This window comes from Aeromonas sp. QDB62 (assembly GCF_027705695.1).
Classification (GTDB): Bacteria; Pseudomonadota; Gammaproteobacteria; order Enterobacterales; family Aeromonadaceae; genus Aeromonas; species Aeromonas allosaccharophila.
This window is the reverse complement of sequence record NZ_JAPDCD010000069.1, coordinates 1-12251: the sequence shown is the minus strand read 5'-3', so window position 1 is coordinate 12251 and position 12251 is coordinate 1. Positions and strand designations below refer to the sequence as shown.

At 58.6% G+C, this 12251-nt stretch carries 11 protein-coding genes; 3 read left to right on the top strand and 8 right to left on the bottom strand.

Going from position 1 to position 12251, the window contains the following annotated elements; translation table 11 throughout:
- Positions 1-368: 368 nt before the first annotated feature.
- From sucD to sdhC, 8 genes are all read right to left on the bottom strand, one after another.
- The gene (gene sucD / locus OKC27_RS21460; protein ID WP_182970924.1) at positions 369-1241 is read right to left on the bottom strand and encodes a succinate--CoA ligase subunit alpha; all 873 of its coding nucleotides are present in this window, start codon (positions 1239-1241) and stop codon (positions 369-371) included.
- Positions 1241-2407, bottom strand: coding sequence for an ADP-forming succinate--CoA ligase subunit beta (gene sucC, locus OKC27_RS21455; RefSeq protein ID WP_182970923.1), 1167 nt, complete (start codon positions 2405-2407; stop codon positions 1241-1243). Before sucC ends, sucD begins: the two co-directional genes overlap by 1 nt.
- A gap of 175 nt (positions 2408-2582) precedes the next feature.
- The gene (odhB, locus tag OKC27_RS21450) at positions 2583-3773 is read right to left on the bottom strand and encodes a 2-oxoglutarate dehydrogenase complex dihydrolipoyllysine-residue succinyltransferase (protein WP_182970922.1); all 1191 of its coding nucleotides are present in this window, start codon (positions 3771-3773) and stop codon (positions 2583-2585) included.
- A gap of 35 nt (positions 3774-3808) precedes the next feature.
- Positions 3809-6616: a 2-oxoglutarate dehydrogenase E1 component gene (gene sucA, locus OKC27_RS21445; RefSeq protein ID WP_139409228.1), complete on the bottom strand. Its 2808-nt coding sequence runs from the start codon at positions 6614-6616 to the stop codon at positions 3809-3811.
- Between the two features lie 115 nt (positions 6617-6731).
- A complete protein-coding gene (locus OKC27_RS21440; protein WP_005333549.1) occupies positions 6732-7448 on the bottom strand; it encodes a succinate dehydrogenase iron-sulfur subunit in 717 nt (238 codons plus the stop codon).
- Between the two features lie 16 nt (positions 7449-7464).
- Positions 7465-9231, bottom strand: a complete 1767-nt coding sequence (gene sdhA, locus OKC27_RS21435) for a succinate dehydrogenase flavoprotein subunit (protein ID WP_042059423.1) — start codon at positions 9229-9231, stop codon at positions 7465-7467.
- A gap of 1 nt (position 9232) precedes the next feature.
- Positions 9233-9577, bottom strand: a complete 345-nt coding sequence (gene sdhD / locus OKC27_RS21430) for a succinate dehydrogenase, hydrophobic membrane anchor protein (RefSeq protein WP_005333558.1) — start codon at positions 9575-9577, stop codon at positions 9233-9235.
- On the bottom strand, positions 9571-9948 hold the full coding sequence (gene sdhC / locus OKC27_RS21425) for a succinate dehydrogenase cytochrome b556 subunit (protein WP_021231296.1): 378 nt from the start codon (positions 9946-9948) through the stop codon (positions 9571-9573). Before sdhC ends, sdhD begins: the two co-directional genes overlap by 7 nt.
- Positions 9949-10012: 64 nt before the next feature.
- Between sdhC and OKC27_RS21420 the strand changes: the two genes are divergently transcribed.
- The 3 genes from OKC27_RS21420 (at position 10013) to OKC27_RS21410 (ending at position 12091) form a co-directional block, all read left to right on the top strand.
- Positions 10013-10213: a hypothetical protein gene (locus OKC27_RS21420; protein WP_124929313.1), complete on the top strand. Its 201-nt coding sequence runs from the start codon at positions 10013-10015 to the stop codon at positions 10211-10213.
- Between the two features lie 177 nt (positions 10214-10390).
- Positions 10391-11677 carry a citrate synthase gene (locus tag OKC27_RS21415; protein ID WP_182970921.1) on the top strand — a complete coding sequence of 429 codons (1287 nt, stop codon included), beginning with the start codon at positions 10391-10393 and terminating at the stop codon, positions 11675-11677.
- Between the two features lie 93 nt (positions 11678-11770).
- The gene (locus OKC27_RS21410) at positions 11771-12091 is read left to right on the top strand and encodes a DUF4377 domain-containing protein (RefSeq protein WP_182970920.1); all 321 of its coding nucleotides are present in this window, start codon (positions 11771-11773) and stop codon (positions 12089-12091) included.
- The last annotated feature ends 160 nt before the right edge of the window (positions 12092-12251 follow it).

Below are 12251 nucleotides of genomic sequence, written 5' to 3'. Positions count from 1 at the left end.
TGGCGACTAATGAGATCGCACAAACTGGACTGAGTTCCCTTCCTCCAGTGATCTACTATTCGGAACAGCTATTTAGTTGGCGATAGGTTATCTTTACCTTCCAGTGGTATCTCGACAAACATATCAACACCTAGTTTAAATGACTTGCTTAAATTACTCACATTAAAAAGATGGCTTATATGGTTTCCATATTTATTGCTTTTATCTTTTTCAATGCTAGCGGAAAAAATCATTGCTATATATTGATCTTTATTTCAATGCCAATCAACAAGGCATACGTGGGTTTTCATGAAATCATAAATAAACCATGCCAATAAAAATGCCACCCATCGGGCGGCATTTTTATTAGAGATAACGGGCTAAAGGAATTACCAGCCGGTGACTTCGCGCAGGGCCTTGCCGATATCGGCAAGCGACCGGACGGTTTTCACGCCAGCATCTTCCAGCGCGGCAAACTTCTCGGCGGCGGTACCCTTGCCACCGGAGATGATGGCGCCAGCGTGGCCCATCCGCTTGCCGGGAGGCGCAGTGACCCCCGCGATATAGGAGACCACCGGCTTGGTGACGTGGGCCTTGATATAGGCGGCCGCGTCTTCCTCGGCGTTACCGCCGATCTCGCCGATCATCACGATCGCTTCGGTCTGCGGGTCGTTCTGGAACATCTCCAGAATGTCGATAAAGTTGGAGCCCGGGATGGGGTCGCCACCGATACCGACGCAGGTGGACTGGCCAAAGCCCTCGTCAGTGGTCTGCTTGACCGCTTCGTAGGTCAGGGTACCGGAGCGGGAGACGATGCCCACCTTGCCCGGCTTGTGAATGTGGCCCGGCATGATGCCGATCTTGCACTCACCCGGCGTGATCACACCCGGGCAGTTGGGGCCGATCATCCGCACGCCGGTCTCTTGCAGCTTCACTTTCACATCCAGCATATCCAGCGTCGGGATGCCTTCGGTGATGGTGACAATCAGCTTGATGCCCGCGTCGATCGCTTCCAGGATCGCGTCCTTGCAGAACGGTGCTGGCACATAGATGACGGAGGCGGTGGCGCCGGTCGCGTCGACCGCGTCACGGACGGTGTTGAACACCGGCAGGCCCAGATGGGTGGTGCCGCCCTTGCCCGGAGAGACGCCGCCCACCAGCTGGGTGCCGTAGGAGAGCGCTTGCTCGGAGTGGAAAGTCCCCTGACCGCCAGTAAAGCCCTGGCAGATGACTCGGGTGTCCTTGTTGATCAGTACGCTCATCAGTTGGCCTCCGCTGCTTTGACGACTTGCTGCGCGGCATCGGTCAGACTCTTGGCCGCAATGATGTTGAGGCCGCTCTCGGCCAGCTTGATACCACCCAGCTCGGCGTTGTTGCCTTCCAGACGGACCACGACGGGCACCTTGACCCCCACTTCCTTGACCGCACCAATGATGCCTTCTGCGATCATGTCGCAGCGCACGATGCCGCCGAAGATGTTGACCAGCACCGCTTTGACGTTGTTGTCGGAGAGGATGATCTTGAACGCCTCGGTCACGCGCTCCTTGGTGGCGCCACCGCCGACGTCAAGGAAGTTGGCCGGTTTGCCGCCGTGCAGGTTGACGATATCCATGGTACCCATGGCCAGACCGGCGCCGTTGACCATGCAGCCGATGTTGCCATCGAGGGCCACATAGTTGAGCTCCCACTGGGCGGCGTGTGCTTCGCGGGGGTCATCCTGTGACGGGTCGTGCATTTCGCGCAGCTTGGGCTGACGATAGAGGGCGTTGGCGTCGATGTTGATCTTGCCATCGAGGCAGTGCAGGTTGCCCTGCTTGGTGATCACCAGCGGGTTGATCTCCAGCAGCGCGAAATCGCAATCAAGGAACATCTGGCCCAAGCCTAAGAAGATCTTGGTGAACTGTTTGATCTGATCGCCGACCAGACCCAGTTTGAAGGCCAGTTCGCGGGCCTGATAGGCCTGCGGACCCACCAGCGGATCGATGGCCGCCTTGTGGATCAGATGGGGGGTTTCGTGGGCAATCTTCTCGATGTCCACGCCACCTTCGGTAGATGCCATGAAGACCACGCGACGTGAGCCACGGTCAACCACGGCGCCCAGGTAGAGCTCTTTGGCGATGTCGGTGCAAGATTCAACCAGGATCTTGGTGACCGGCTGGCCGTTGGCGTCGGTCTGGTAGGTGACCAGATTTTTGCCAAGCCAGTTCTGGGCAAAGGCACGGATCTCATCCTTGCTCTTGGCCACTTTCACGCCGCCCGCTTTACCGCGACCACCGGCGTGTACCTGGCATTTGACGACCCAGATATTGCCGCCAATCTTGTCAGCCGCTTCGGCCGCTTCTTGTGGGGTAGCGCAGGCATAACCTTCGGAGACCGGCAGGCCATACTCGGCAAACAGCTGTTTTGCCTGATATTCATGCAGATTCATAGATGCTCTATCCGTGTTGTAGGTATTTCCGTCCGGGGCTGGTGTTTCTCAATCCCCTGTGAATGGGGGCCTGGGCGGCCCCTCGTTATCTTTCAATCGCTCGGGTATTACAGTGCTTAAACGCCCGGCAACACACTGGCTCGGGGCGCAAACCCCTTGCCTGCGTGCTACAGGCTTAGACGTCCAGCAACAGACGGGTCGGGTCTTCCAGCAGCTCCTTGACGGAGACCAGGAAGCCTACCGATTCGCGTCCGTCGATGAGACGGTGATCGTAGGAGAGCGCCAGATACATCATCGGCAGGATCTCGACCTTGCCGTCAACGGCCATCGGGCGATCCTGGATCTTGTGCATGCCCAGAATGGCGCTCTGGGGCGGGTTGATGATAGGGGTGGACATCAGAGAGCCGAACACGCCACCGTTGGTGATGGTGAAGTTGCCGCCAGTCAGTTCATCCACGGTCAGCTTGCCGTCACGGCCCTTGCCCGCCAGATCCTTGATGGCCTTCTCAATGTCCGCCAGGCTCATGTTGTCGCAGTCGCGCAGCACCGGCGTCACCAGACCACGGGGGGTAGAGACGGCGATACTGACGTCGAAGTAGTTGTGGTAAACCACGTCATCACCATCGAGCGCCGCGTTCACTTCCGGATAGCGCTTGAGGGACTCCACCACCGCCTTCACGTAGAAGGACATAAAGCCGAGCTTGATGCCGTGCTTCTTCTCGAAGATCTCGCCGTACTGCTTGCGCAGATCCATGATGGGCTTCATGTTGACCTCGTTGAAGGTGGTCAGCATGGCGGTGGTATTTTTCGCTTCCAGCAGACGCTCGGCAATGCGCTTGCGCAGACGGGTCATCGGTACCCGCTTGTCAGTACGACCACCCAGCGGGGCAACCTTGGCTGCCGGGGCTGCAGTTGCGACCGGTGCGACTACCGCAGGCTGGCTCTTGGCCTTGATGAAGGCTTCCACATCATCCTTGGTGATACGACCGCCCTTGCCGGTACCGGTCAACTTGGTCACGTCGATATCGTGCTCACCAATCAGGCGGCGCACCGAGGGGCTCAAGCCATCGGCACCATCATCGGCAACCGCTTCAGCGGGTTTCTCTTTGGTCTCTTCACCGGCCACCGGAGCGGCGGTGAGGATGGCAATCAGTTGACGGGACAACACAGTCGCCCCTTCCCCTTGCAGAATATCCCCCAGCACACCGGCTTGCGGTGCCGGCACTTCCAGCACCACCTTGTCGGTCTCGATGTCGACCAGCACTTCGTCACGGGCGACCAGATCGCCCGGTTTTTTGTGCCAGGTGGCGATAGTGGCATCGGCCACTGATTCCGGCAGATCCGGTACCTTGATTTCGATAGTCATCCAATCAGTTCCTTTTTACTTCTATGCCAGAGGCTTTACAGGGTAAGGGCATCTTCCACCAAGGCTTTTTGCTGCTTGGCGTGGACAGACATGTAACCGACGGCCGGTGAGGCTGACGCGGGGCGACCGGCATAACGCAGGGTGGCTCCGGCTGGCAGCACGCCATCGTAGTGGTGACGGGTGCAGTACCAGGCGCCCTGGTTCTGCGGCTCTTCCTGACACCAGACAAAGTCGGTGACATGGCTGTAATCGGCCAGAATGGCGCGCACTTCCTCTTCCGGGAAGGGGTAGAGCTGCTCAATTCGCACCAGTGCCACATCTTGCTGCTCGGCCTTGCGACGGGCATCGAGCAGGTCGTAGTAGACCTTGCCGGAGCAGAAGACCACGCGCTTGACCGCTTTCGGATCCAGCGCATCGATCTCGCCGATGGCGTTCTGGAAGGTGCCGTCAGCCAGCTCTTCGAGCTTGCTCACCGCCAGCGGGTGGCGCAGCAGGGATTTGGGCGTCATGACGATCAGCGGACGGCGCATCGGGCGCACTACCTGACGACGCAGCATATGGAACACCTGCGCCGGGGTAGAGGGCACGCACACCTGCATGTTGTGCTGGGCACACATCTGCAGATAACGCTCCAGACGAGCGGAGGAGTGCTCCGGGCCCTGCCCCTCGTAACCGTGCGGCAGCAACATGGTCAGGCCGCACATCCGGCCCCACTTCTGCTCACCGGAGGAGAGGAACTGATCCACCACTACCTGGGCACAGTTGGCGAAGTCGCCGAACTGGGCTTCCCAGATGGTGAGGCCAGCCGGCTCGGCGCTGGCGTAACCATATTCAAAGGCCAGTACCGCGTTCTCGGTCAGCACAGAGTCATACACCTCGAACGGGCCTTGCTCGTCGTGCAGGTTGCACAGCGGGGTGTAGGTGCTGGCATCGGTCTGGCTGTGCAGCACGGCGTGGCGGTGGAAGAAGGTGCCACGGCCGGAGTCTTCACCGGTAAAGCGGATGCGGGAACCCTTGTCCACCAAAGTGGCGTAGGCCAGGGTCTCGGCAAAGCCCCAATCCACCAGCTTCTCGCCCGCGGCCATCAGACGGCGGTCTTCGTAAATCTTCTCGACCTGACGCTGCAGCACATGGGTGGCCGGATACTGGCTCACCCGCTCGCCGAGGCTCTTGAGGTGATCCATCGGCACGGCACTCTCATAGGCCATGTTCCAGTCGTGGCCGAGATAAGGGGTCCAGTCGACGGAGTGCAGCTCCATCGGCCGCCACTCCTTGCTCACCCGCTCGCCGCGATCCAGCGCTTCGCGATACTCGTTGACCAGTTCGGTCGCCCGCTCCTGAGCGAGGCTCCCCTCGGCCACCAGCTGATCGGCGTAGATCTTGCGCGGAGTCGGGTGCTGTTTGATCTTCTGGTACATCAGCGGCTGGGTCGCGCTCGGCTCGTCCGCTTCGTTGTGACCGTGACGACGGTAGCAGACCAGCTCGATCACCACGTCGCGTTTGAAGGTGTTGCGGTAATCCAGCGCAATCTGGGTCACCAGCACCACGGCTTCCGGATCATCCCCGTTGACGTGCAGCACCGGCGCCTGAACCGCCTTGGCGATGTCGGTGCAATATTCGGTGGAGCGCAGATCACGATGGTAAGAGGTGGTGAAACCCACCTGGTTGTTGATGACGATGCGCACCGTCCCACCCACGCCATAGGCACGGGTCTGGGACATGTTGAAGGTCTCGGCCACCACGCCCTGACCGGACATGGCCGAGTCACCGTGAATGGTGATGGGCAGCACGCTGGAGCCATCCTTGTCACCACGACGATCCATCCGGGCACGGACCGAGCCGATGACCACAGGGTTGACGATCTCGAGGTGAGAGGGGTTGAACGCCAGCGCCAGGTGGACGTTGCCACCCGGGGTGGCGAAGTCGGAGGAGAAGCCCATGTGGTACTTCACATCCCCCGTGCCCCAGGATTCGCCATGCTTGCCGGCAAACTCGTCGAACAGGTCCTGCGCCCGTTTGCCCAACACGTTGATCAGCACGTTGAGGCGGCCGCGGTGGGCCATGCCGATAACGGCCTCTTTGCAGCCCTGCTCACCGGCACGACGGATCAGCTCCTTGAGCATGGGGATCATGGCGTCGCCACCTTCCAGCGAGAAGCGCTTGGCCCCCGGGAACTTGGCGCCCAGATATTTCTCCAGCCCTTCGGCAGCGGTCAGGCTCTCGAGGAAACGGGTCTTCTCTTCGAGGGTGTAGCTCCCCTTCCCTTCAATGGATTCGAGACGCTGTTGCAGCCAGCGCTTCTCTTCCGTGGAGGTGAGGTGCATGTAGTCGGCACCTATGGAGCTGCAGTAGGTCTTTTTCAGCGAGGCGTAGAGATCGGAGAGCACCATGGTCTCGCGACCGATGGCGTAGGAGCCCACATTGAAGGTGGCCTCCATGTCTGCGCCCTGCAGGTTGTGGAACGCAGGATCCAGTTCGGCAACGGTTTCACGCTGCCACAGACCCAGCGGGTCCAGATTGGCATTCTGGTGACCACGGAAACGGAAGGCGTTGATCAGCTGCAATACCCGCACCTGCTTGGCATCCACTTGCGGATCGGAGACGGGGGCACTGTAGCGAGAGGGATCCTTGGCCAGACGACGGAAATAATCGCGGACCTGGGAGTGGGGTTGTTCAACCGCATGGCCATTGACCTGGGGCAGCTCGCTAAACAGGCTGCGCCACTCGTCGGACACGGAGTCAGGATTTTCCAGGAAGGATTCGTACAAATCCTCTATATAGCTTGCATTCGCACCAGCCAGGTGAGATGACTCCAACCAGGCCTTCATCACGCCGTTATGCATTTCTATCCCTTGTACTTCTTGTTACTGCTGCGCAGCTTGTAGGGGTCAAATAGCCATCCTGCCACGGGTGGGATGGCTATCCAGAAGTCGGGCCAGCGCGGGGCCGGCCCTGATACTAAACAGCCCGATTGAGCAACATCGACTTGATCTGGCCAATCGCCTTGGTCGGGTTCAAGCCTTTCGGACAGACGTTCACGCAGTTCATGATGCCATGGCAGCGGAACACGCTGAATGCGTCGTCCAGATTCCCCAGTCGTTCGGTGGTCGCGGTGTCGCGGCTGTCAGCCAGCCAGCGGTAGGCGGCAAGCAGCCCGGCCGGACCGATGAACTTGTCGGGGTTCCACCAGAAGGAGGGGCACGAAGTGGAGCAGCAGGCACAGAGAATGCACTCGTACAGGCCGTCAAGCTTGGCGCGCTCTTCGGGGGATTGCAGGTGCTCACGCACCGGCGGCAACTTGTCATCGTTGATGAGGAAGGGTTTGACCTTCTCCCACTGGGTGTAGAACTGGGTCATGTCGATCACCAGATCGCGGATCACCGGCAGGCCAGGCAAGGGGCGGATAACAACGTTATTGCCCTTCTTCAGCAGATCTGAGAGCGGGGTGATACAGGCAAGACCGTTCTTGCCATTCATGTTGAGACCATCTGATCCACAGACCCCTTCGCGGCAAGAGCGGCGGAAGGCGAGCGTGGGATCCAGCTCTTTCAACTGGATCAGTGCGTCGAGCACCATCATGTCGGAACCTTCAGGAATATCAAGACGATATTCCTTCATATGGGGGACGTTATCAACATCCGGATTGTATCTGTAGACAGAGAATGTGACGTTCATAGGGCTGGCTCCGCAATCAGTAAGTCCGGACCTTGGGCGGGAACGCCTCACGGGTCTTGGGTGACATGTTGACAGCGCGACGGGTCATGGACTCGGTGTCCGGGTGATAGAGGCTGTGGCACAACCAGCTCTCGTCGTCACGCTCCGGGAAGTCAAAGCGGCTGTGAGCACCGCGACTCTCGGTACGGAAGTTGGCCGCCACTGCCGTGGCAAACGCCGTCTCCATCAGGTTGTCCAGCTCCAGACACTCGATGCGCTGGGTGTTGAACTCTTTGGAGGTGTCATCCAGACGGGCATGCTTGAGGCGCTCGCGAATAAGTTTCAGCTCGGCCAGCCCTTCTGCCATGGCATCCCCTTCGCGGAACACCGAGAAGTTGTTCTGCATGCAGCGCTGCAGGTCTTTGCGGATCTGCACCGGGTCTTCGCCGTCACGGCAATTTTCCCAGCGATTGAAGCGCGCCATGGCGGCATCGATATCGGATTCGGAGGCATCGCGACCGTGATCCATCTCGCCCAGGGTATTGACCAGATGCATGCCGGCGGCACGGCCGAACACCACCAGATCCAGCAGCGAGTTGCCACCCAGACGGTTGGCACCATGTACGGAGACGCAGGCAATTTCACCCACCGCAAACAGGCCGACCACCGGCACGTCGTTGCCGTCCTTGTCTTGCGCCAGACACTGGCCATTCACGTTGGTCGGCACGCCGCCCATCATGTAGTGGCAGGTCGGGATGATCGGGATCGGCTCTTTGACCGGATCCACGTGGGCGAAGGTGCGGGAGAGTTCGCAGATGCCCGGCAGACGGGATTCCAGCACCTCTTTACCGAGGTGATCCAGCTTGAGCTTGATGTGCGGGCCCCAGGGACCGTCGCAGCCACGCCCTTCGCGGATCTCGATCATGATGGAGCGAGCCACCACGTCGCGACCGGCCAGATCCTTGGCGTTGGGGGCATAACGCTCCATGAAGCGCTCGCCATCTTTATTGAGCAGATAGCCGCCTTCACCACGGCAACCCTCGGTCACCAGCACCCCGGCCCCGGCGATGCCGGTCGGGTGGAACTGCCAGAACTCCATGTCCTGCACCCCTACCCCGGCGCGCAGCGCCATGCCGACACCGTCACCTGTGTTGATGTGGGCATTGGTGGTGGACTGGTAGATACGACCGGCACCGCCGGTGGCCAGCACGGTGGCCTTGGCCTTGAAGTAGACCACTTCGCCACTCTCCATATCGATGGCGGTACAGCCAACGATGTGGCCGTCCTGGTTTTTCACCAGATCCAGCGCATACCACTCGGAGAAGACGGTGGTCTTGTTCTTGACGTTCTGTTGATAGAGGGTGTGCAGCAGAGCGTGACCGGTACGGTCGGCGGCCGCTGCGGTACGAGCAGCCTGCTCGCCACCGAAATTCTTGGACTGACCACCAAACGGACGCTGGTAGACAGAACCATTGTCGAAACGGGAGAAGGGCAGCCCCATGTTCTCCAGCTCATAGATGGCCTCGGGGCCGGTCTTGCACATGTACTCGATGGCTTCCTGATCACCGATGTAATCGGAACCTTTTACCGTGTCATACATGTGCCACTGCCAGTTGTCGTCGTGGGCATTGCCCAGCGCGACCGTGATGCCGCCCTGGGCGGATACCGTGTGAGAACGGGTTGGAAAAACTTTGGACAACAGAGCGCAGCTCTTGCCGGACTGGGCAATCTGCAGCGCGGCGCGCATACCGGCACCACCGGCACCAATCACCACCGCATCAAATTCACGAGTTGGAATAGTCACCTTACACACCCCACAGCACGACGAAACCCGTCATCAGATAGACAAACAGCACCACGACCAGGGCAAATTGCAGCGCCCCGCGCAGCCCTACCGGCTTGATATAGTCAGTCAGCACCTGCCACAGACCAATCCAGGCGTGGATCAGTACGCAGAGCAGGGTCAACAGGGTGAATACCTTGGTGAAGGTTTTGGCGAAGAAGCCTGCCCACACCTCGTAGGTGATGTCGTTGAACGCGACAAAGCCCACCAGATAGAGGACATAACAGGTCATGATGAGGGCGGTGGCGCGGATCAGGATGTAATCGTGAACGCCGCTGCGCCCGAAGGTTGCAGAATTGGTTACCATACAAGCACTCCCGCCAATACAGCTAGGATCGCGGTGATCACGAAGGCCACGCGGGCGCTCTGATTGCCGGATTCCAGCTCTTCCCAATAGCCCATATCCATGACCAGATGACGCAAGCCGCCCACAATGTGGTATGCCAGCGCAGTCAGGATCCCCCACAGCACGAGTTTGACCAGGAAGTTGTCCATGATGGCAACCACGGTTGCAAACCCTTCGGGAGAGGCGAGTGAAGTACCAAGCATCCACAGCAAGATGCCCAGTGCAACAAAGGTAATAACCCCTGAAACACGGTGCAGGATGGATGCAATGGCAGTGACAGGAAAGCTGATCGTCTGTAGGTCGAGGTTGACCGGTCTCTGTTTGTTTTTCACGCTTGCCCACTCAGCTCCATTGAGCACGTTAGTTATTGTTTTAACTCACACTTGAGGGCACGGAATGGTGATTGTTGGTTTTTTGTTACCAAAACACTCTGAAAAAGCCAAAACGCGAGTTTTCGGTTTCACATCAGGCTTTGCCAAAGCGTTTCAAACACCTGCAGCCATGACCCACGTGGCGCAGTATATCGGCGGCCTTAACCGAAGACAATCAATTAGCTACAAAGAAAACACAAAACCGCAAACTCGATCGCATATTTAATTTAACATTTCATTAATGCCATTAATGGGGTTTCAGCAAAATTGACATTGATAAGGAACTCTGTTTCAAATAAGGCGCTCCAGCCACCTCGGTATGGGTAACAACCTTTGCCAGCGTCATAAAAGTCGTAATAGAGTAGGACTGGAACCAAATTATAAAGAGCAAAGGAGACGTGCTATGGCTGATAAGATAGCCACCCTACACCTGCCCGGAAAAGATCCGGTCGAACTGCCGATCCTCTCCGGCACCATCGGCCCGGATGTCATCGATGTCAGAAAATTGGGATCACAGGGGTATTTCACCTTTGACCCCGGTTTCATGGCCACCGGTTCTTGCAAATCTGCGATTACCTACATTGACGGGGATCTGGGTGTCTTGCTGCACCGGGGTTACCCTATCGCCCAGCTTGCTACCCAGGCCACCTATCTGGAAGTCTGCTATATCCTGCTGTATGGCGAGGCGCCCACCAAGGCGCAATATGCCGAATTCGAACGTCTGGTCACCCGCCACACCATGGTGCATGAGCAGATAGCCTTCTTCTTCCGCGGCTTCCGTCGTGACTCCCACCCCATGGCCATCATGTGCGGTGTGGTCAGCGCCCTCTCCGCCTTCTATCACGATGCCCTCGACATCAACAACGAGCAGCATCGCGAGATCTGTGCCTTCCGTCTGCTCTCCAAGATGCCGACCCTGGCCGCCATGTGTTACAAGTACTCCATCGGCCAGCCGTTCATGCAGCCGCGTAACGCCCTCTCCTATGCAGGCAACTTCCTGCACATGATGTTTGGCGTGCCGACCGAAGAGTACAAGGTCAACCCCATCGTTGAACGCGCCATGGATCGTATCTTCACCCTCCATGCGGATCACGAGCAGAACGCCTCCACCTCCACCGTTCGTCTGGCTGGCTCCTCCGGTGCCAACCCGTTCGCCTGTATCGCCGCCGGGATCGCCTCCCTGTGGGGACCGGCCCACGGTGGTGCCAACGAAGCCTGCCTGCGCATGCTGGAAGAGATCGGCTCGGTGGAACGCATCCCCGAGTACATCGCCAAGGCCAAGGACAAGAACGATCCGTTCCGCCTGATGGGCTTCGGTCACCGTGTTTACAAGAACCACGACCCCCGTGCCACCGTGATGCGCGAAACCTGCCACGAAGTACTGACCGAGCTGCAGATCAAGGATCCGCTGCTGGACGTGGCCATGGAGCTGGAGCGCATTGCGCTCTCCGACCCCTACTTCGTCGAGAAGAAACTCTACCCGAACGTAGACTTCTACTCCGGCATCATCATGAAGGCGATCGGCATCCCGATGAGCATGTTCACCGTGATCTTCGCCATCTCCCGCACCATCGGCTGGATTGCCCACTGGAACGAGTTCCACTCAGACCCGGACAGCAAGATCGGTCGTCCACGCCAGCTCTACGTGGGCCACCCGCTGCGCGAGTTCACTCCGCTCGAGCAGCGCTAACCACTGCGCTGATATGGTTTGTTACAAAGGCGGTCATTGACCGCCTTTTTGTTTGCCGCTCTAATGCCCCCTTTCGCGTTGAAGGAATCCATCATGAAACCACTGTTTATCAGCGCCGCCTTGCTGCTGACCGCCTGCCAGAGCGCCCCCGCCCCGTCACAGGGGGAGACCCTCTATATCAACAGCCAGCTGGTCGATTGCGTCGGGGTCGGTCCGATGCAGTGCATGCAGGTTCGCAGCGATGAGCAGCAGCCCTGGACCCTGTTCTACCAGAATATTGAAGGCTTCCAGTTCGAGCCGGGCTACCGCTATCAGATCACGGTCAGCAAAGAGCAGCTCACCGATGTACCGGCCGATGCGTCCTCTCTGCGCTATCAGCTGATCAAAGTGGTCTATAAAGTCGCCGCCCGTTAATCGCAATCTCTCTTTCAGGAACGCATCCCCGCGCCGGGTGGCAACCCGCGCATCTCGTCTGTAAAAAACGGGAGGCCTTACGACCTAATGCCAGTCAGTTAAGCCTGACTGGCATTGTTTTTATTGGCTTTTTTCACACTATACCTCTGGGGCCTTGGCT

Coding starts and splice junctions, on each gene's coding strand:
- sucD (WP_182970924.1), bottom strand. CDS start 1,241: ATGAGCGTACTGATCAACAAGGACACCCGAGTCATCTGCCAGGGCTTT.
- sucC (WP_182970923.1), bottom strand. CDS start 2,407: ATGAATCTGCATGAATATCAGGCAAAACAGCTGTTTGCCGAGTATGGC.
- odhB (WP_182970922.1), bottom strand. CDS start 3,773: ATGACTATCGAAATCAAGGTACCGGATCTGCCGGAATCAGTGGCCGAT.
- sucA (WP_139409228.1), bottom strand. CDS start 6,616: ATGCATAACGGCGTGATGAAGGCCTGGTTGGAGTCATCTCACCTGGCT.
- OKC27_RS21440 (WP_005333549.1), bottom strand. CDS start 7,448: ATGAACGTCACATTCTCTGTCTACAGATACAATCCGGATGTTGATAAC.
- sdhD (WP_005333558.1), bottom strand. CDS start 9,577: ATGGTAACCAATTCTGCAACCTTCGGGCGCAGCGGCGTTCACGATTAC.
- OKC27_RS21420 (WP_124929313.1), top strand. CDS start 10,013: ATGGTGATTGTTGGTTTTTTGTTACCAAAACACTCTGAAAAAGCCAAA.
- OKC27_RS21415 (WP_182970921.1), top strand. CDS start 10,391: ATGGCTGATAAGATAGCCACCCTACACCTGCCCGGAAAAGATCCGGTC.
- OKC27_RS21410 (WP_182970920.1), top strand. CDS start 11,771: ATGAAACCACTGTTTATCAGCGCCGCCTTGCTGCTGACCGCCTGCCAG.